This is a genomic window from Paenibacillus taichungensis (assembly GCF_050994985.1).
Classification (GTDB): Bacteria; Bacillota; Bacilli; order Paenibacillales; family Paenibacillaceae; genus Paenibacillus; species Paenibacillus taichungensis.
The window spans coordinates 5841209-5860993 of sequence record NZ_CP194720.1; the positions used below are offsets into that span (position 1 = coordinate 5841209).

Genomic DNA, 19785 nt, shown 5'->3' on the forward strand with positions numbered 1-19785 from the left:
CCACAAATTTCCTCAGGTGCGACATGCCAGACCTTAATTGTAGCAAGGACCGCTGTTAAAATCAAGAAAGAGGCGGTCTGCGCCGCCCCTTCTTATTACACTCATTTCATACACAGCGAAACGCAATTACTTTTTCTTCTTCCGTACAAAAGCCGCCGTTCCGTTGGCAGATGCACCTTTATTCTTTTTGCGTTTACGACGTGGCGCTCCGCCTTCCTGAACACCGCCTGGTGTAGCTCCTTCTCCGATAAACACACCGCTAGGTGAGGTGTTTTTGCGTCCACTACCGCCTTTGCCACCTTTACCTCCGCCTTTACCGGATTTGAAGCTACCTTCACCGCGACTGCTGCCGCCGTTCAGAACATTCCCTTGTCCACCAGCTGAAGTGCCTTCCTGGCCACCTGCGGTAGAGCTATAACCACCTTTGCCCGAGCCGAAACCAAAGCTTACCGCTCCCTTGCTCCGGCCAGCTGATCCGCCAGTATCTCCAGCACGACGCTCTCCTCTCGGTTTGCCGCCACCTTTGCCACCCGCGCTTCCGGCTGTGTTCGAAGCTCCGCTACGACCGCCACGGCCGCCTTTGCTGCTTTCATCGGCAGATCTGCCACCACGGCTGCCTCCAGTACCAGTTGGGGCATTTTTACCACCACGTGAGCCACTGAATCCACCGGAACCACTCTTCGCGCCACCGCGTCCTCCGCCACCAGCAGGACGTCCACCTTTACCTCCACGTCCACCAGTGAAGCCACCAGGACGTTCGCCGCGAGGTTTCATGTCGACCATTTCAAAGTCAATCGTGTACTCTTCCATGCTCACACGCGCCACACGAATCTTCACCTCATCACCGATGCGGAAGACCTTGGAGGTTCGTTCGCCAATCAGAGCCATATGTTGATCGTCAAAATGGTAATAGTCGTCTGTGAGCGCACTCAGGCGAATCAGACCTTCTACCGTATTCTCCAGTTCAATGAACATACCGAAGCTGGTAACACTGCTGATCATGCCTTCGAACTCTTCGCCGACTTTATCGAGCATGTACTCGGCTTTCTTCATTTTCTCTGTATCCCGTTCAGCTTCAACCGCCACACGCTCACGTTCCGAAGATTGCTGTGCAATATCGGCCATACGTGCAGCCAGATACTCTTGACGGTTCTCAGGCAATGCCCCATTGTTCTCAATCACTTCCCGTATAACACGGTGAATGACGAGGTCGGGATAACGACGGATTGGTGATGTGAAGTGACTGTAGAACTCTGCCGCCAAGCCAAAGTGACCGGACATCTCAGAATCATACTTGGCCTGTTTCATGGAACGAAGCATCATTGTACTGATAACCGTCTGTTCTTTCGTTTCTTTGATATCCTCAAGAAGGGATTGAAGCGCCCGTGGATGAATCGCGTTGCCACGTCCCTTGACGTGGTGTCCGAAATTCGCCGCAAAGGCGAGAAAATTTTGCAGTTTTTCCTGATCTGGATCTTCATGCACACGATAGATGAACGGAACCTTCAACCAGTGGAAATGCTCCGCTACTGTTTCATTGGCTGCCAGCATGAATTCCTCAATGATTTGCTCCGCAATCGAACGCTCCCGTTTCACGATATCCACTGGTTTGCATTCTTCATCCACGATGATTTTGGATTCTTCAAAATCAAAGTCAACCGCACCGCGGCGCATACGCATCGCACGAAGCTTCAAGGCAATCTCTTTCATCAAGTGGAAATCATCCACCAGGTCCTTGTAACGCTCCAACAATTCAGGCTCTTCACCTTCAAGAATTTTACGAACATTGGAATACGTCATACGCTCTTTGGTCTTGATCACACTTGTGAAAATGTCGTGTTTCACAACCTTCATCTGGTCGTTGAATTCCATCTCACAAGAAAGGGTCAAGCGATCTACTTGTGGGTTCAAACTACAGATCCCGTTGGACAACCGTTGCGGAAGCATCGGAATAACACGGTCCACCAGATACACGCTGCATCCACGGTTGTAAGCTTCCTGGTCCAACTTGGAGTTTTCCTGCACGTAATAGCCTACATCGGCAATATGAACACCCAGACGGTAGTTACCGTTAGGCAGTTTCTCCACGTTGACAGCGTCATCCAGATCCTTCGCGTCTTCGCCATCAATCGTAACGATATTAAGTCCACGCAGATCACGGCGACCTTGCTGGATAATTTCTTCTTCCGTAATGGCATCCGGTGCTTTTTCCGCTTCTTCCACCACTTCATCGGGGAAGGCTTCAGGCAGCTGATGTTTACGGATTACGGACAAAATATCAATACCCGGTTCATCCTTATGACCGAGGATCTCGATTACTTCACCTTCTGCTGCTGCCCGGCCCTCTGGATAGCTGATAATTTTTGCAACAACTTTTTGCCCATCTACAGCTCCATTAAAGTTCGTACGTGGGATGAAGATATCTCGGTTAATCCGCTTATCGTCCGGAATGACGAAACCATAAACCTCGTGGCTTTGGAATACACCGACCACTTGCGTGACCGCACGGGTAACAATACGGACAATCTCACCCTCCAAACGCCCACCAGAAGGCCCTTGAGAAGTAACCTTAACAAACACCGTATCTCCGTTCATCGCGCTTTTCATGTCATTGGCGTGGATGTACACATCCGGATGTTCCCGATCCTCAGGGATGAGGAAAGCAAACCCCTTTGCATGAGCCTGCAAACGTCCGCGCACCAAATCCATACGTTCTGGCATACCGTAGCGGTTATTGCGGGTCAACAAAACTTTGCCGGATTCCTCCAGCGTATTAAGCATAATTAAAAAGGCTTTGAAATCAGCCGCATCTTCAATCTCGAAGTGCTGTTCCAGTTCCTGATAAGTCATCGGTTTATAAGCGGTTTCCCGCATAAAGTCGAGCAATTGTTGTTCTGTTATCATTAATATTCACCTCGGGAAACATAAAAGTGTAATCTTGTCTCATCTCTCTATGTATCGGAAACCTTACAAATAGAAAAGCCATTTAACACAGGCCTCACTATCTCATACCCTAGTATACACGAATTCAATCCGGCGCATCCGTACCCTGCAAAATAAACCAAGCATTCATGGCCCCTTGCATAACCGCGCTTTCATGCATCATAACAGCATTTATGCTACATGTGTTTTGCTCTCGAAAAGACAGAAAAGAATCGGCCCAGAACAGGGCGAATATGTAGGAAGGTAACCGAACGGAAGTGAGAAGATATCGAAGATCAGAATCATGTGGTTCATTGGAAAAGACTGGTCATGGATGAATTTATTAAAAAACCTCCGTTTCTTCTCGAAACGAAGGTTAATCATTCAAGCGTTCCTGCTCGAAACTATCGCGTTACATCAGGCACTCCAGCTCTTACTTGGAGACAACCGTAACGATGATAGACAAAATGAAGAATCCTGCACCCAGTACAACTGTTGCACGTTGCAGGAAAAGATCCAGTCCGCGCGCTTTCGTTTTACCGAAAAGATGTTCCGCACCACCGGAGATGGCACCCGCCAAACCAGCGCTTTTCCCGTGCTGCAGCAATACTACAGTGATTAGACCGATCGAAAACACCACGAGCAGCAATTTCAAAGCAATATCCATTCTTTCCACCTCCTACCCATGTGGGCATAACATCTCACCATAAAAACAGTTACTTTAATTGTAACACAGCTATTAACGTGATACAAGTAGTGGCATTTCCTCAATTACTGAGATATCGCCACCCTTCTCAACCTTTTAATCTTCTTAAGTAAATAAAATCAACTTAATAAAAAAGACAAGCCGGTTACCCGGCTTGCCCGTGAGTTGTCGTAAGACAACTTATTTTTTGAGGTTGTAGAAACCTTTGAGACCATTGTATTGAGCCAGTTCGCCCAGTTGATCCTCGATGCGGAGCAATTGATTGTACTTAGCGATACGGTCTGTACGGGAAGGAGCACCCGTTTTGATTTGACCTGCGTTAGTTGCAACAGCGATGTCAGCGATTGTGCTGTCTTCGGACTCACCGGAACGGTGGGAGATTACAGCAGTGTATCCTGCACGTTTAGCCATTTCGATTGCATCGAATGTTTCAGTCAATGTACCGATTTGGTTAACTTTGATCAGGATGGAGTTACCAATACCTTCTTCGATACCTCTACCCAGACGCTCTGTGTTCGTTACGAACAGGTCATCACCAACGAGTTGTACTTTGTCTCCCAATTTCTCAGTGAGCAATTTCCAACCATCCCAGTCATCTTCGGACATACCGTCTTCGATTGTGATGATTGGGTATTTCTCAACCCATGAAGCCAGAAGGTCAACATACTCAGCAGAAGTGTAAGATTTACCTTCGCCAGCAAGTGTGTACTTACCATCTTTGTAGAACTCAGTGGAAGCAACGTCCATACCCAGGAATACGTCAACGCCTGGTTTGTAACCAGCTTTTTCAATAGCTTCGATGATTGTAGTGATTGCTTCTTCGTTAGAACCAAGGTTCGGTGCGAAACCACCTTCGTCACCTACAGCTGTGTTCAAACCTTTGGAGCTCAGTACGGATTTCAGGTTGTGGAAGATTTCCGCGCCTACGCGAAGAGCTTCTTTGAAGCTTGGAGCTCCAACTGGAAGAACCATGAACTCTTGAACGTCGATGTTGTTGTCAGCATGCTCACCACCGTTGATGATGTTCATCATTGGTACTGGCAGTGCTTTAGCGTTGAATCCGCCCAGGTAAACGTACAATGGCAGGTCCAGAGCGTCAGCAGCTGCGCGAGCTACTGCCATGGATACAGCCAAGATTGCGTTAGCACCCAGTTTACCTTTGTTTGGCGTACCATCCAAAGTGATCATCAATTTGTCGATACCCAGTTGATCCAATGCATCCATACCGATTACTTCTGGAGCGATTGTTTCGTTTACGTTTTTAACAGCTTGCAGAACGCCTTTACCCAGGTAACGGGATTTGTCGCCATCGCGAAGCTCAACAGCTTCGTGGGCACCAGTAGATGCACCGGATGGAACGATAGCGCGTCCGATTGCGCCGGACTCCAGGTATACTTCAACTTCAACTGTAGGGTTACCGCGGGAGTCGAGGACTTCGCGAGCGTACACGTCAGAAATAATAGTCATGAGTGATAATCTCCTTTAAATGTGGAATTTTATTTTAATACGTTCAGAATAGTTGAGTTGCACCAGGCCACTCCGCATGCAGTACCGTCTTCCGATCGCTGTTATCCCCTGATTTCTTTGAACTTATTTTTATAAGTTGAAATCATGTGATAAAGGCGAACGCTTCGCTTCTACAGATCGGTTCTGCCCGCTTCGTTAAGGTACAACTTAGGTCTTATTCAATAACCTATTAAAATTATATTATTTACGGGTAGCGATGACGGATGTACCTGTCATTTCTTCCGGTTTAGGCAATTGCATCAAGTCAAGAATCGTTGGAGCGATATCTGCGAGGATTCCGCCTTCACGCAGGGTAACGTTAGCATCTGTAACGATGAATGGAACTGGGTTCGTTGTGTGAGCCGTGAACGGACGTCCTTGCTCATCGAACACCATATCCGCGTTACCATGATCCGCAGTAATCAACACAACGCCGCCTTTAGCGAGTACTGCATCTACAACACGGCCCATACATTCATCTGTTACTTCTACTGCCTTAATCGTAGGCTCCAGCATGCCGGAGTGTCCAACCATATCAGGGTTAGCAAAGTTCAGAATGATGGCATCATGTTTGTCTGCTTCAATCTCGCGAACACATGCGTCAGCTACTTCATACGCGCTCATCTCCGGTTGCAAGTCGTACGTTGCAACTTTTGGTGAGTTGATCAGCACGCGTGTTTCGCCCGGAAGCTCAACATCACGGCCGCCGCTGAAGAAGAAGGTTACGTGCGGGTATTTCTCGGTTTCTGCAATACGCAATTGTTTCTTGTTATTCTGTACCAGAACTTCACCCAGCGTGTTGTCGAGGTTTTTAGGCGAGTACGCCACATAGCCTTCAACGGTCTCACTGAACAAGGTCAGGCACACGAAGTGCAAGCCCACAGGGAACTTCGGACCACGGTCGAAACCACGGAAATCCTGGTTCGTGAATACTTGCGACAGTTGGATCGCACGGTCAGGACGGAAGTTGAGGAAAATGACGGAATCGCCGCTCTCCACCAAACCTACCGGCTGGCCATCTGCTTTAACGATAACCGTTGGTTCAACGAATTCGTCAAATACGGATTTTTCATACGATTCTTCAACCGCTTTGAGTGGATCAGTGTATTTCGGTCCATCACCATAAACGATGGCACGATATGATTTCTCAACACGTTCCCAACGTTTGTCACGGTCCATCGCATAGTAGCGACCTTGAACCGTTGCGATTTGTCCTACACCGACTTCCTCGATTTTGGCAATCAGCTTCTGCATGAACTCTTTACCGCTATCTGGCATAACATCACGGCCATCCATAAAGGCATGAATGTATACGTCATTCATTTCTTCTTTCTTGGCGAGATCCAGCATAGCGAACAAGTGGTCGATGTGACTATGTACGCCGCCATCGGACAACAAACCATACAAGTGAAGCTTTTTACCGTTTTGTTTCGCTTCGCGAACAGCTTTAACGAGTGTCTCATTATCGTAAAATTCACCGTCACGAATCGATTTGGAGATACGAGTCAAATCCTGGTATACGATCCGGCCGGCACCAATGTTCAGGTGACCTACCTCGGAGTTCCCCATTTGCCCTTCCGGCAAACCTACAGCTTCACCGCAAGCAGTGAGAGTTGTATGTGGGAATTGGCTCATAAAACGGTCATAGTTCGGTTTCTTGGCTTGCGCTACCGCGTTGCCTTCCTCCGTGTTACGAAGACCAAAGCCGTCCATAATGATCAGTGCTACAGGTTTTGGAGCTGTCATTACTTCGCCCCCTCAACAAGCGCGATGAACGAAGCCGGCTGCAAGCTGGCACCGCCAACAAGCGCGCCGTCGATGTCGCTTTGTCCGAGGTATTCTGTTACGTTCTCAGGTTTAACACTGCCGCCGTATTGAATACGAACTGCACTCGCAACCGTCTCGTTGTACAGATCCTTCACCAGTGTACGGATGTAAGCAATAACTTCATTCGCATCTTGGGAAGTGGAGGATTTGCCTGTACCAATCGCCCAGATTGGCTCATAAGCGATAACCACTTGTGCCGCTTGCTCTGCAGACAGACCTGCCAAAGCAGCTTCTGTTTGCACTTTGCATACGTCTTTTGTTTGGTTCGCTTCGCGCTCTTCAAGCGTCTCACCAAGACAGAAGATTGGAGTCAATCCGTGACGGAATGCTGCATGCAACTTTTTATTGACAGTCTCATCGGTTTCCGCAAAATATTGACGGCGCTCCGAGTGACCAATAATGACATAATCCACACCCAGGTCTTTCAGCATAACGCCGCTGATTTCACCTGTGAATGCACCGTTGTCTTCAAAATGAAGATTTTGTGCACCAATTTTGATGTTTGTGCCTTTAACGGCTTCTACCAGAGATGGCAGATTCGTAAACGGTGCGCAGATAACAGTCTCTACGCCTTCAACTTCCGCTTTTCCTTTAACTTCCTGAATGAAGTCATTGGATTCGGAAACCGTTTTGAACATTTTCCAGTTACCTGCGATAATCGGTGTTCTCATGGTTTTCAACTCCTTCATGCTATAGCTTAAAGCTTACTTGTCGTTCAATGCAACTACGCCAGGAAGCACTTTGCCTTCCATGAACTCGAGCGATGCACCGCCACCTGTAGAGATGTGGTCCATTTTGTCAGCCAATTTAAACTTCTCAGCTGCTGCTGCAGAGTCACCGCCACCAATGATGGTGTATGCCGATGTCTCAGCACAAGCTTCCGCTACTGCACGAGTACCGTGGGAGAAAGGCTCGATTTCGAATACGCCCATTGGTCCGTTCCATACAACGAGTTTGGAGTTTTTAACAACGTCAGCATAGATCTCACGTGTTTTAGGACCGATGTCGATACCTTCCCAATCTGCAGGAATGTCGCCAACTTCAACAATCTTCGTGTTTGCGTTCGCACTGAAGTCGTCGGAGATAACGATATCAACTGGCAGATAGAAGTTTTTACCCAGTTTTTTCGCTTTTTCGATAAAGCCCAGAGCTACATCCAGTTTGGACTCATCCAGCAGGGATTGACCTACTTCATAACCTTGAGCCTTCATGAATGTGTAGGAAAGACCGCCACCGATGATTACGTTGTCTGCAATGTTCAACAGGTTGTCGATCACATCGATTTTGTCTTTAACTTTGGAACCACCGATAATTGCTGTGAAAGGACGCTCAGGGTTGGAGATTGCTTTGCCCAACACTTCAAGTTCTTTCTCCATCAACAGACCGGATACTGCTGGCAACAGGTGAGCGATACCTTCTGTCGAAGCGTGTGCTCTGTGAGCTGCGCCGAATGCATCGTTAACGAATACGTCAGCCAGTTCTGCAAATTGTTTAGCGAGTTCCGGATCGTTTTTCTCTTCGCCTGCGTGGAAACGAACGTTCTCAAGCAACAAAACGTCGCCGTTGTTCAGTTCAGCGATTTGAGCTTTTACTGTTTCGCCAACGGAATCATCCGCTTTAACGACTTTTTTACCGAGCAATTCGGACAAACGCTCAGCAGCTGGAGTCAAACGCATGGATTCAACCACTTCGCCTTTTGGACGACCCATGTGGCTTGCCAAAATAACTTTAGCGCCTTTTTCGATCAAGTAGTTAATCGTAGGAAGCGTGGCACGAATACGTTTGTCATCTGTAATTTTACCATCTTCGAGCGGCACATTAAAATCTACACGGACAAAAGCCCGTTTTCCTGTCAATTCGATATCACGTACACTTTTTTTGTTCATCTGTATTTCCTCCGCACCCATGTATTTGGTGGATCAATCAAGGGCCCAAATCCCTTGTCAATCTTGGTGTTTTTGAGAAATTTGCAAAATGTTGATATATAAAGAGCGGAAACAATAGCATCTGTTTCCGCTCTATGTTATTGCAGATATTACTTGATCATTTTTGCAAAGTGCTCCAAAGTGCGAACCAGTTGAGCAGTGTAGGACATTTCATTGTCATACCAAGCTACAGTTTTAACCAATTGTTGGTCGCCAACAGTCAGAACTTTAGTTTGAGTTGCATCAAACAGGGAACCGAAAGTGATACCTTGGATATCGGAAGATACGATTTCGTCTTCTGTGTATCCGAAAGTTTGTGGATCGGAAGCTTCTTTCATTACTGCGTTAACTTCTTCAGCAGTAACTTTTTTACCCAATACAGTCACGAGCTCAGTCAGGGAACCAGTAGCTACTGGTACACGTTGAGCTGCACCGTCGAGTTTGCCTTGCAGTTCTGGAATAACCAAACCGATTGCTTTAGCAGCACCAGTTGTGTTAGGGATGATGTTTTCAGCTGCTGCGCGAGCACGACGGAAGTCACCTTTAGGGTGTGGAGCATCCAATGTGTTTTGGTCGCCAGTGTAAGCGTGAATTGTAGTCATCAAACCTTGAACGATTCCGAATTTGTCTTGCAGTGTTTTTGCCATAGGTGCCAGGCAGTTAGTTGTGCAAGATGCGCCGGAGATTACAGTTTCAGTACCGTCGAGGATTTCATGGTTTACGTTGTAAACGATGGTTTTCATGTCGCCAGTAGCTGGTGCGGAGATAACAACTTTCTTAGCTCCACCTTTCAAGTGTTTCTCAGCTGCTTCTTTAGTTGTGAAGAAACCAGTACATTCCAGAACGATATCTACGCCCAGGTCGCCCCAAGGAAGTTCTTCTGGGTTACGGTTAGCCAATACTTTAACTTCTTTGCCGTTCACTTTGAAGAAGCCATCGTGTACTTCAACATCGCCATCGAAGCGACCTTGAGTTGTATCATATTTAAGCAAATGAGCCAGCATTTTAGCATCAGTCAAGTCGTTGATTGCTACAACTTCAATGCCCTCTACATTTTGAATACGGCGGAATGCCAAACGACCAATACGTCCAAAACCGTTAATACCTACTTTAATCATGAGTAAGTTCCTCCCAAGTTTTGATTAATTTTTTATGAAGCTTATATATTCAAGACAGACGGTGAAGTCCGTCAAGACAACAATGGTTGTGGTGCAAATAAAACCTTATTCCATTTCAGCGACGATGACTTCAGCAGCAGCCTCATCAATAATCAGAATATCTTCCTGACCAAATCGAAGAACAGAATGTATGGCAGCAGCCTTGCTCTTGCCACCTGCAATCCCAATCACGACATCGGTTCGTTCAATATCCTGGAGTCGCATGCCCAGCGTAAGCATGGTATGTACCACCTCACCCTGATCATTAAAGTAATAACCGAAGGATTCCGATACGGCCCCTTGCTCCTGGAGTTCATCTATGATCTCTGTCGCAAGTTTGCGGCGCCGTGCCATCTCTACGGCATCACCGATTCCATGAATGACAATCCGCGATTTTCGGATCAGCTGCAGAATCTCCTGAACACTCGGGTCCTGGATTAGTGATTCGTAGGCATGATCACTAAGCAAATCCGGTACATGCAGGAGTTTGTATTGGGCTCCTACCCGTTTTGCCATCGTGGATGCTATCGTGTTGGCCTGAATTTCGAGGCTTTCTCCCAGCCCACCGCGTGCCGGTACAAACCAGACACCTTTCAGCGATGTTGGCGGAGTCAATTGCTCAGCGACTTCAGCCGTTGTTGAACCGCCTGTAACGGCGACAACATCGTTATCACTCATAATATTACCCAGAGCCTTCGCTCCGGCTCTGCCCAGCTCCCGTTTGGCAAATGGAGAAATGTCCGAATCGCCGGGAACCACAACTACCTTTTGCAGACCGTAGGCTTGCTTGATGCGTTCTTCCAGTTCGGATAATCCGAACAGCTCTTTGGCGACGGGTTCCAACTGCTGCAGCAATTCATGCCCTGCCTCACTGATCTTCATCCCTGCACTGTCAATTTCAATAAGTCCCTGAGCCTTTAACAAATCGGTCTCAGCCCTCAGAACCCGCTCGGTCATCTGCATGGAATTAGCTAACGTTCTTCGTCCGATCACATCCGATAACATGATCTGGCGCAGAATCGTATACCTCTTTTTCAAGACATCCATGAGATCAGGCAGAAGCTGCTTTTGCACTTCTAAAATCGTTCGCATGCTTTCCACTCCCGCAAGCTTCTCGTTCCAAGCTCTCTTTCATGGCCCTAAAACGTCCCGGGTTAACTTTTTAAGTCCCACGTCTATTCTACCTAAAACTGACGCGACATGCAAGTGTTTCGAAGCGTTATTTCGACACGTTTCAAGCGTTTGTACGCGCCTATTTTCACAATGTCAATCTCCCATGATCGAGAACAACCTGTTCGATACCATATATAGAAGCAAAGTAAAATTCTCATCTACATATTGCTTGCTATTGTCTTTCATATGGCATGTCCAAAACCTCTTTTAGCATTTACCTATTTGCGCTCTTTATCCACTTATCTTCATCATGATCATTTTCAGGGTATTCCAAACCAAAATAGCGAACATCTGCTTGCAATTCAATTGTTCATGAGCTATAATCATTATTGCTGTCACATATTTGAAACTTTTATTTCAAAACTGCTTTTAAGCAACTATGCTCGCAGCAATATTCAATGTGCGCCCGTGGTCCAATGGATATGACGTAGGCCTCCGAAGCCTGAGATCCAAGTTCGATTCTTGGCGGGCGCGCCATTCTTAATTAGTAGCTCATAACACTCTTAACCAATGAAACCGAATAGGTTTCTTTTTTTTAAAACTTAGTTTGACTTTCTTTGACTTTTTGTTTGAAATTGTTTATGATGTGGGTAATACGGTAACAGTTTATATATAAACACCAATTTAACATTTACATTTCCGAGGAGGTTTTTCACGTGAGTTATATTCCAATGGTCGTTGAACAGAGCAACCGCGGTGAGCGCGCCTATGACATCTATTCCAGATTGCTGAAGGATCGTATCATCTTCCTTGGCAGTGATGTAAATGACGTTGTGGCGAATGCCATCATGGCACAGATGTTGTTCCTAGCTGCGGAAGATCCGGAGAAAGACATTCACTTATACATCAATAGCCCAGGCGGATCCATTACAGCCGGTATGGCAATTTACGATACAATGCAATTCATCAAACCGGATGTATCTACCATCTGTGTAGGTATGGCGGCTTCGATGGGTGCATTCCTGTTGAACGCAGGTGCCAAAGGTAAACGTTTTGCATTGCCTAACAGCGAAATCATGATTCACCAACCACTTGGTGGTGCGCAAGGTCAAGCTTCGGACATCGAAATTCGTGCCCGCCGCATCCTGAAAATGCGTGATACGTTGAACCGCATCATCGCTGAGCGCTCAGGCCAACCGCTGGAGCGTATCGAGAAAGATACAGATCGTGACTACTTTATGAGTGCTGCTGAAGCTGCTGATTACGGTATCATCGATAAAGTTATCGAAAACGTTGGTTCCCAAGGCATCTAAGCCAAGGCGAATTGCCAATTAAACGAATATGCCATATAGCCAACTCAACTCAAGCGGCAACGCTCAGTTGAGTTGGCTATATGAAGAAAGGACGCTCTCGTCAATATGACGAGGGCGTCCTTTTTTTGATGATAATTTAAGAGTCCATGATACAAATTCAATCGATTCACTTAACTTTCATAGAAAATCTAATACTTTACTTGTCTGCTGTTAAGCCACTGAACGGCTCTGTGCCTTTAGGAAGCAGCTCTTTGTATGTGAACGGGAATTCCGGGAAGCCTTCCGCATAAGCTGTGTATTCATACAACTGGAAGAATACAACTACACCTGTTGGTGTTACATAGAAATCCTGATCTTTATTCAGACCTTTATAGCCTTCAAGGTAACCACCACTTGCTTTAAGCTGATCTCCCACTTTTTTACTTACTGTCTCACGTACGGTTTTGTTATTTTGGATCACATCATCCAGACTCAATTCTTTACCGGAATCCAGAGCAAAGGTGTGACCTGTACGGAACGTCATGCCATGTGCGCCCGCATAATCTTGATAACTTTGCGTAATGAGCCCAAGCACACCATTTTCGTTATACGTCACAACATAAGAACTCTCAAATGCATATGGACGGTTCGCTGCTGCGTCACCAAATTCCTTGGTTTGTTTTTTGAAATCCGCTACAAAAGCATCGACTTCATCTTTCAGCACCTTGTTGATAGCTGCTTCTGCTTTATCGTTAGCCAGTCCGCTCACCTGAGGATATTGAATATCGACTTCAGCGTTCTTGATGCTGACCTTCACTGTTGCCGCTTTGACTGTCACGCTATTTTGCTTCACTTTACTCAGCGTCAGTGTCTTGGATTTTCCATCCCAGCTGCCCTGAACACCCAAATAATCTCTCATTGCAGAAAACGGAATATACAATCGGCCATTAATCAGCTTCGCTTCCACTTGTGGATAGTAGTTATTAATTCTAACACTCGGTGCCCCATCAATCAGGCTGATGGTCATCGTATTATTAGCTGCCGTTAAGGAGTATTCTTTAGTCTTAGCATCATATTTCAAACTTCCACCTGCAACATCTTTCACTGCGGTAAGCGAAACCCAAGTGGAGCCACCTTGAAGCAGTCCTTTTTGAGTAAGCGTTTTTCCTCCCGATTTCAGAGTTACCTCAGTAGGTGTTGTCACTTTCGTCGATACTGAAGCTGCCTGTACAGAACTATCCTGCCATACAGTCCCGCTCCCCACAATAATTCCTGCCGCCAGTAGTGCACTTGTCCATTTTTTCCATGATGTCATATATAAAACTCCTCTCTCGAATTCAAATTGAGTGTCATTGCGTATGTATCCTGATTTGATCGTATGCCTCATACGCTCACCTCTTTATTATAATTAACCCAATTCCGGAAAGGTTTACAGCTCCAGTTACAATGTTGTTCGATCCAGATGCCTATAATGAAGGTTTTGTTACGAACAAATGGACAAAAAAGATACCAAAAACCAGCAATTCATTTCGTCATATTTCACCTCTTCTTTCCAAACTTCATCAAAGTCCGCCTTTATAACAAAAAAGACGCTGTCCGATGGACAACGTCTTTGTCATTATTGCCTTTCGCCCGCTCAAGCATAACTTTAACGGACATCCAGCCTTCATTTACTTTACTTATTTCATTTCATACGTAATATTCAGCGTTGTGCTTACTTTAACCTGTCCTGTTTCAATTTCTGTGCTACCAGCAGAATCAGCTGTTGCTTTGGACATCAGAGCCTCACTTGCATAGAACACAGGTACATTAGCGTCACCTTGGCTCACGGAGAGAACAGCACCCAGTTGACGTTTAACTGCTTTTGCAATAGCTCCAGCTTTCACATCAGCATTGGCAACAGCTTTTTCAATCACTTGAGCTTCAAAGCTCTCCGGTTTTTCTACCGTAAAACGCACATTCTCAATATTATTGGCACCAGCTTGGGATGCAGCATCCAGGAGTTCACCAATCTTGTCCATCTCCCGGTACGTTACAGTCAATGTATGATGAGCTGTGTACCCTTTGATCTTCTGTCCGTCTTTTTCACTATACGTGTAGTTAGGCTGTACGTAGAACTGGCTGGTTTGAATATCATCCGCACTGATTTTCCACGTACTTTTCAGCAGATTGCTAACTTTTTGAATTTTCGCTGCATTCGCTTTTTGAGCGGAGGCTGCAGTATCTGCTGTACTGTTCACTCCAATGGAAAGATAAGCGATGTCCGGCTTCACTTGAATCTCACCTGTACCCACAACGTTGATCACGTTTTGCTGTACCCCCTGTACCTCAGCAGCATACGCATAATTACTAGGTGCTACCCACGCAGTACCTCCTACAAGCAATGTACCTGCAACCATCACCGCGCCCAGCGGTTTCAACCATAATTTACCCATTACGTTAGCCTCCTTAAGTTTTAACATCTCAAACTCAAATCGATTTGATACCTAACAGACGGGCTTAATTCCATAATGTTGCACTTGACAGCCTTAAAACGCAAAAAAGCCCCTTTCGGGACTTCTTCATTGGGTTCAAATCATATCTTATTGGTTCTCAAGCTCTTCCTTGCTTACCAGACTAACTAAAGCGTTTACAGCCTGTTCGGCGTCCGCGCCTTCTGCACTAATCTGGATTTCCGTACCAGTACTGATTGCAAGGCTCATGATCCCCATGATACTTTTTGCATTTACTTTTTTGTCGTCCTTCTCGACGAACACTTCAGATGAGTACTTATTCGCTTCTTGAACGAACAGTGCCGCAGGTCTGGCATGGAGACCCGTTTTCAAACGGACAACTACCGGGTGCTTTGTCATGGAAACTTACCCCCTATTATGAAATCTGGACATTAAATACACAATTATATTTATAACATTATACCATATAACCAGAGCAGGACACTAGAAGAAAAAACTCAGGGTGATTGGGATGTCATTATTATGACCCATTTTAGCCTTTTTACATCACCTCATTACACCTGAGCAGCTCTCCTGATCCTTATGGGCTGACTTTATACTGACCTTTTGGCGAAAACCAAAACAATCAATTCCCAGACTACCCTACTCTTAATTTAACCGTAACGCTCGGTACGAACCTTTTCTGCCAGCTCATCAATTTTGCGGAGCCGATGATTCACTCCAGACTTGCTGACTGTACCTTTAAGCAGTTCGCCTACTTCCTTCAAGTTGATATCCGGATGGGCGAGTCTGACTTCAGCCACTTCACGAAGCTTTTCGGGCAACGACTCCAGACCAACTTCCTTTTGCAACAGTCTGATGTTATCGATCTGTCTGACGGCTGCTCCAATCGTTTTGTTCAAGTTCGCTGTCTCACAATTGACGATTCGGTTGACGGAATTACGCATATCTCGCATAATACGCACATCCTCGAACTTGAAAAGGGCCTGATGTGCACCAATGATACTGAGCAGCTCAATGATTTTCTCGCCTTCCTTAATGTATAGGATGAATCCTTTTTTGCGTTCTATACACCGGGCATTGAGATGAAATTCATTCGCCAGGTCCACAAGGGCCTGACAGTGCTCCTCATACATGGACGCAATCTCCAGGTGGTAGGATGAACCTTCGGGATTGTTGACTGAGCCTCCTGCCATAAATGCGCCTCGAAGATAAGCACGTTTACAGCAGTTATTATTGAACAGTTCTCCACTGATCCCGGGAGTAAACAGAAATCCTTCGGAAACAATGTACAGATCTTTTAGAATCTCCTGTACCATGGTTGGAATCCGAACAATATATACATTGTTCTTTTTCAGCCGCATTTTTTTGCGGACAAGCAATTCCGTATGCACTTGAAAATGCTTTTTAAGCAGAGAGTATGCCCGTCTTGCAATGGCGGCATTCTCCGTCGAAATATCCAAGATGACTTTTTTATTCGATAACTGCACCGCACCAAGCATACGGATGAGGGCTGAAAGTTCCGCCTTTTCGCAGCACGGTTCGCTTTCGATCATCGTTAGTTCTTTTTTGGTCTGTGCTGCAAACGACATGGGACTTCACCTCTTCCGTAACATCCAATTTTGTACAAGTTGATAGATGTGATGGCTCAGCTTGTCGGCATCATGGCGCAGATAAGTTCGGAATAGGACCAACGTATCCGCAACGACTTGATAGCCGGCACTCTTCAGCACATTCATATCCAGCACAACCGGTTTAGCTCCTTTTTCCGCATACTTATTCTGCACCTGCAGCGGAATATCACCATTATTTACAATGACATAGTCGAAAATTTGGTGTCCTACATGTTCATGTACCGCCTTGAGGTGGTCACTCACCGTGTAATTATCCGTTTCTCCCGGCTGTGTCATCACATTACAAATAAACATTTTTACTGCGTCAGCCTCAACGACAGCTTCAGCCAGCTTAGGTACAAGCAGATTGGGCAGAATGCTCGTGTAGAGACTACCTGGCCCAATCAGAATGGCGTCTGCCTGACGAATAGCCTCAACAGCCTCTGGCAACGGCTCCACGTGATCCGGTTCAAGGAAAACGCGTTTGATCCGTAAGCCAGCTTCAGGGATTTTGGACTCGCCCGTAACAATTGAGCCATCCTCCATCTCTGCATGCAGTATAACGGCCTGCCCGGCTGCCGGCAATACCTCACCCCGAACGGCAAACACGCGGCTAAGTTCCCGCACAGCGGTCACGAAGTCGCCCGATATATCCGTCATTGCAGCCAAAATCAAGTTACCCAGGCTGTGGCCTGCAAGCCCCGCGCCTGTATTGAAGCGATAATTCAGCATATCCGACAACAATGGTTCTACATCAGCCAGCGCTGTAAGTACGTTACGAATGTCGCCCGGAGGCGGCATTTGCAACTCATTACGCAGGATGCCCGAACTTCCTCCGTCATCCGCCACCGTCACGATGGCCGTGATGTCCAGCGGCTTTTCCTTCAAACCGCGCAGCATCACGGATAATCCGGTTCCGCCGCCCATGACTACAATTCTCGGACGTTCTCTTCGTGGTCCGGCTTCTTTCATCCCTTCACCCTCTTCAATGACGGTCCCGGTCGGCGTCGCGATGGCTCACGGTAACAGCCTCAGTTTCGCTGCTTCCCAACATTTTGCCCAAATATTCCGATATTGCTACCGAACGATGCTTGCCTCCGGTACAGCCGATTCCAATAATAACCTGGCTTTTGCCTTCCTTCCGGTATTGCGGAATCAGAAAATGCAGCATATCCAGCAGCTTGGTCAGAAACGCCTGCGTCTCCGGCCATTTCATAACATATTCGTATACATCACTATTCTGTCCCGTATTCGGACGTAAATGTTCAATATAATGCGGATTTGGCAAGAAACGAACGTCAAACACCAGATCCGCATCGATCGGAATACCGTATTTGAACCCAAACGATGTAATATTTACCGACAGCATATGGCTTTCCAGATGAGAAAAGCGGGATATGATGCGCTCTTTCAGTTGGGCAGGCTTCATCGTACTGGTATTCAGTACCTGAGTGGCGGAATTTTTGAGTTCCTCCAGCATCTTACGTTCCAGCCGGATGCCATCAAGCGGCATGCCCTCAGGAGCCAGTGGATGTCTGCGCCTGCTCTCCTTATAGCGCTGGACCAATACAGAGTCTGTCGCGTCCAGGAATAGTATTTCACAATGAATGGTAAAATGATCTTTAATATAGTTCAGTGACTCGGACAAAGCCGTAAAGAACTCACGACCGCGAAGGTCGATAACCAGTGCGACCTTGCCAATTTTGCCGTTCGATTGCTCAATCAACTCCGCGAATTTCGGAATCAATACCGGCGGAAGATTATCCACACAGAAGAAACCAAGATCCTCCAGGCTTTGTACTGCAATCGTCTTGCCTGCTCCGGACATGCCCGTAATGATAATGAGCGTGGCGCCTGTGCCCGGTGAAACTTCACCTTCAAGCATAAATGTCCCCTCCTTATCATATTGCTGTCGGAATATACTGTTACGAGGTTACTAGGAACGCAAGAGAAGACCAGCCGCGCCAACAATACCTGCATTGTTGCCAAGCGTTGCTTCAAGAATTTTAACCCCTTCTTGCAGCGGTTCAGGTGTCAGTTTCGCAAACATAGTCCGTACTTCATCAAACAAAATATTACCCGCTTTGGATACACCGCCACCGATAATGAACATCTCAGGGTTAATCACAGCCGCTACAGCCGCCATCGATTTGCCCAGATAGAATGCTGCACGATTGACGATACGAAGAGCAACTTCATCGCCCGCTTTAGCAGCATCAAATACTTCTTTAGCTGCAATCTTATCCACGAGTGCCAGTGATGTATGGTCTCCACGCTCTACAGCGTCTTTGGCCATACGAATAATTCCGGTTGCTGAAGATACAGTTTCCACGCATCCCATTTTGCCGCATCCGCATTGAATTGCTTCCAGATCAGGAACAACACTGACATGACCAAGCTCACCAGCCATACCGGAGAAACCTTGATAGATCTTGCCGTTCAAGATCAGTCCACCACCAACGCCTGTACCAAGCGTATAGCATACACAGTTGTCCACGCCCTTGCCAGCACCTGCCCAAGCTTCACCCAGTGCAGCCACGTTTGCATCGTTATCTATTTTGACTGGCTTGCCCAGACGTTCTTCCAAAATCGAACGAATGGCTACATTCCGAAATCCAATGTTAGGGGCAAGAACGATAATTCCCTCGCGTACATTGGTGAACCCAGCCACTCCTGCTCCTACACCTTCAAGCTGTTCCCAGCTGTAAGGCGATTCGGCAACGATATGACGGACATACTTTTCGATGTTGGCAATGACCGTGTCAACGCCCTTATCCACTTCAGTCGGTCCTTCATACGTATGCATAAGCTGACCGTGTTCATCACATATACCGACCTTGATTGCTGTTCCGCCGAGATCGACCCCAACGTAGATTTTCTCAGACATGCTACAAGCCACCTTTATCTATCTATAATAGTTTAATCCTACGTACCAACTATAATTGAAGGATACGCCTGGGTCAAGACGATAAGACCTTTGCTCTGATTAGCTTCCTCGCTATTGTGAACAACATCACAGGCTATCTTTGAATACGTATACAACCTCATTTGTCTCTATTAAAAACGCAGGCTTTATTCCTTCCTCCATAGAGAAGGAGGCCTCAACTCATGATATTGCATATCCACTCGTTCCATGCGTAAAAGATGACAATTGTCATCTGAATCTCATGACATTCCTTACTAATCACGTCTAAGGCAGTTCGGTAAGATGGAAATATCTTATAGAACAGAACAAGGACGTGATTCAAGATGAGCTCACCCGTGGTTCAGT

Annotated in this window: 16 protein-coding genes and 1 tRNA gene; 2 read left to right on the forward strand and 15 right to left on the reverse strand. The window is 46.5% G+C overall.

What is annotated here, in order from left to right:
- Window positions 1–126 precede the first annotated feature (126 nt).
- From rnr to ACR1R9_RS26430, 8 genes are all read right to left on the reverse strand, one after another.
- Entirely contained in the window at window positions 127–2904 is a 2778-nt protein-coding gene (gene rnr / locus ACR1R9_RS26395; RefSeq protein WP_433922309.1) for a ribonuclease R, read from the reverse strand.
- 451 nt (window positions 2905–3355) lie between these two features.
- Entirely contained in the window at window positions 3356–3589 is a 234-nt protein-coding gene (secG, locus tag ACR1R9_RS26400; RefSeq protein WP_024629498.1) for a preprotein translocase subunit SecG, read from the reverse strand.
- Window positions 3590–3808: 219 nt separating this feature from the next.
- Window positions 3809–5095: a phosphopyruvate hydratase gene (gene eno / locus ACR1R9_RS26405; RefSeq protein WP_076291983.1), complete on the reverse strand. Its 1287-nt coding sequence runs from the start codon at window positions 5093–5095 to the stop codon at window positions 3809–3811.
- A 240-nt stretch (window positions 5096–5335) separates the two neighbouring features.
- Window positions 5336–6880 (reverse strand): 2,3-bisphosphoglycerate-independent phosphoglycerate mutase, encoded by a 1545-nt coding sequence (gene gpmI, locus ACR1R9_RS26410; RefSeq protein ID WP_076291984.1) that lies wholly within the window; start codon window positions 6878–6880, stop codon window positions 5336–5338.
- Window positions 6880–7632 (reverse strand): triose-phosphate isomerase, encoded by a 753-nt coding sequence (gene tpiA / locus ACR1R9_RS26415; protein ID WP_017691241.1) that lies wholly within the window; start codon window positions 7630–7632, stop codon window positions 6880–6882. The genes gpmI and tpiA overlap by 1 nt, the downstream gene beginning before the upstream one ends.
- A 33-nt stretch (window positions 7633–7665) precedes the next feature.
- Window positions 7666–8847 (reverse strand): phosphoglycerate kinase, encoded by a 1182-nt coding sequence (locus ACR1R9_RS26420; protein ID WP_076291986.1) that lies wholly within the window; start codon window positions 8845–8847, stop codon window positions 7666–7668.
- Between the two features lie 149 nt (window positions 8848–8996).
- Window positions 8997–10004, reverse strand: coding sequence for a type I glyceraldehyde-3-phosphate dehydrogenase (gene gap / locus ACR1R9_RS26425; protein ID WP_056695277.1), 1008 nt, complete (start codon window positions 10002–10004; stop codon window positions 8997–8999).
- A 105-nt stretch (window positions 10005–10109) separates the two neighbouring features.
- Window positions 10110–11135: a sugar-binding transcriptional regulator gene (locus tag ACR1R9_RS26430; protein WP_076291987.1), complete on the reverse strand. Its 1026-nt coding sequence runs from the start codon at window positions 11133–11135 to the stop codon at window positions 10110–10112.
- Window positions 11136–11618: 483 nt separating this feature from the next.
- Between ACR1R9_RS26430 and ACR1R9_RS26435 the strand changes: the two genes are divergently transcribed.
- Window positions 11619–11693 (forward strand) — tRNA-Arg (locus ACR1R9_RS26435).
- A gap of 179 nt (window positions 11694–11872) precedes the next feature.
- Window positions 11873–12469: an ATP-dependent Clp endopeptidase proteolytic subunit ClpP gene (gene clpP / locus ACR1R9_RS26440; protein WP_072735760.1), complete on the forward strand. Its 597-nt coding sequence runs from the start codon at window positions 11873–11875 to the stop codon at window positions 12467–12469.
- Window positions 12470–12665: 196 nt separating this feature from the next.
- Here the strand turns inward: clpP and ACR1R9_RS26445 are convergent, their stop codons facing one another.
- The 7 genes from ACR1R9_RS26445 to ACR1R9_RS26475 all read right to left on the reverse strand — a co-directional run bounded on the left by ACR1R9_RS26445 (window position 12666) and on the right by ACR1R9_RS26475 (window position 19401).
- The gene (locus ACR1R9_RS26445) at window positions 12666–13763 is read right to left on the reverse strand and encodes a PdaC/SigV domain-containing protein (RefSeq protein WP_433922308.1); all 1098 of its coding nucleotides are present in this window, start codon (window positions 13761–13763) and stop codon (window positions 12666–12668) included.
- A 364-nt stretch (window positions 13764–14127) separates the two neighbouring features.
- Complete coding sequence (locus ACR1R9_RS26450; RefSeq protein ID WP_076291989.1) at window positions 14128–14883, reverse strand: SIMPL domain-containing protein; 756 nt, start codon at window positions 14881–14883, stop codon at window positions 14128–14130.
- Between the two features lie 147 nt (window positions 14884–15030).
- Window positions 15031–15300 (reverse strand): HPr family phosphocarrier protein, encoded by a 270-nt coding sequence (locus ACR1R9_RS26455; RefSeq protein WP_017691248.1) that lies wholly within the window; start codon window positions 15298–15300, stop codon window positions 15031–15033.
- A 254-nt stretch (window positions 15301–15554) separates the two neighbouring features.
- A complete protein-coding gene (whiA, locus tag ACR1R9_RS26460) occupies window positions 15555–16493 on the reverse strand; it encodes a DNA-binding protein WhiA (protein ID WP_076291990.1) in 939 nt (312 codons plus the stop codon).
- Between the two features lie 6 nt (window positions 16494–16499).
- A complete protein-coding gene (locus tag ACR1R9_RS26465; protein ID WP_053782950.1) occupies window positions 16500–17486 on the reverse strand; it encodes a gluconeogenesis factor YvcK family protein in 987 nt (328 codons plus the stop codon).
- A gap of 13 nt (window positions 17487–17499) precedes the next feature.
- Complete coding sequence (gene rapZ, locus ACR1R9_RS26470) at window positions 17500–18399, reverse strand: RNase adapter RapZ (protein WP_053782949.1); 900 nt, start codon at window positions 18397–18399, stop codon at window positions 17500–17502.
- Between the two features lie 51 nt (window positions 18400–18450).
- The gene (locus tag ACR1R9_RS26475) at window positions 18451–19401 is read right to left on the reverse strand and encodes an ROK family glucokinase (RefSeq protein ID WP_433922307.1); all 951 of its coding nucleotides are present in this window, start codon (window positions 19399–19401) and stop codon (window positions 18451–18453) included.
- Window positions 19402–19785: the final 384 nt, after the last annotated feature.

Coding starts and splice junctions, on each gene's coding strand:
- rnr (WP_433922309.1), bottom strand. CDS start 2,904: ATGATAACAGAACAACAATTGCTCGACTTTATGCGGGAAACCGCTTAT.
- secG (WP_024629498.1), bottom strand. CDS start 3,589: ATGGATATTGCTTTGAAATTGCTGCTCGTGGTGTTTTCGATCGGTCTA.
- eno (WP_076291983.1), bottom strand. CDS start 5,095: ATGACTATTATTTCTGACGTGTACGCTCGCGAAGTCCTCGACTCCCGC.
- gpmI (WP_076291984.1), bottom strand. CDS start 6,880: ATGACAGCTCCAAAACCTGTAGCACTGATCATTATGGACGGCTTTGGT.
- tpiA (WP_017691241.1), bottom strand. CDS start 7,632: ATGAGAACACCGATTATCGCAGGTAACTGGAAAATGTTCAAAACGGTT.
- ACR1R9_RS26420 (WP_076291986.1), bottom strand. CDS start 8,847: ATGAACAAAAAAAGTGTACGTGATATCGAATTGACAGGAAAACGGGCT.
- gap (WP_056695277.1), bottom strand. CDS start 10,004: ATGATTAAAGTAGGTATTAACGGTTTTGGACGTATTGGTCGTTTGGCA.
- ACR1R9_RS26430 (WP_076291987.1), bottom strand. CDS start 11,135: ATGCGAACGATTTTAGAAGTGCAAAAGCAGCTTCTGCCTGATCTCATG.
- ACR1R9_RS26445 (WP_433922308.1), bottom strand. CDS start 13,763: ATGACATCATGGAAAAAATGGACAAGTGCACTACTGGCGGCAGGAATT.
- ACR1R9_RS26450 (WP_076291989.1), bottom strand. CDS start 14,883: ATGGGTAAATTATGGTTGAAACCGCTGGGCGCGGTGATGGTTGCAGGT.
- ACR1R9_RS26455 (WP_017691248.1), bottom strand. CDS start 15,300: ATGACAAAGCACCCGGTAGTTGTCCGTTTGAAAACGGGTCTCCATGCC.
- whiA (WP_076291990.1), bottom strand. CDS start 16,493: ATGTCGTTTGCAGCACAGACCAAAAAAGAACTAACGATGATCGAAAGC.
- ACR1R9_RS26465 (WP_053782950.1), bottom strand. CDS start 17,486: ATGAAAGAAGCCGGACCACGAAGAGAACGTCCGAGAATTGTAGTCATG.
- rapZ (WP_053782949.1), bottom strand. CDS start 18,399: ATGCTTGAAGGTGAAGTTTCACCGGGCACAGGCGCCACGCTCATTATC.
- ACR1R9_RS26475 (WP_433922307.1), bottom strand. CDS start 19,401: ATGTCTGAGAAAATCTACGTTGGGGTCGATCTCGGCGGAACAGCAATC.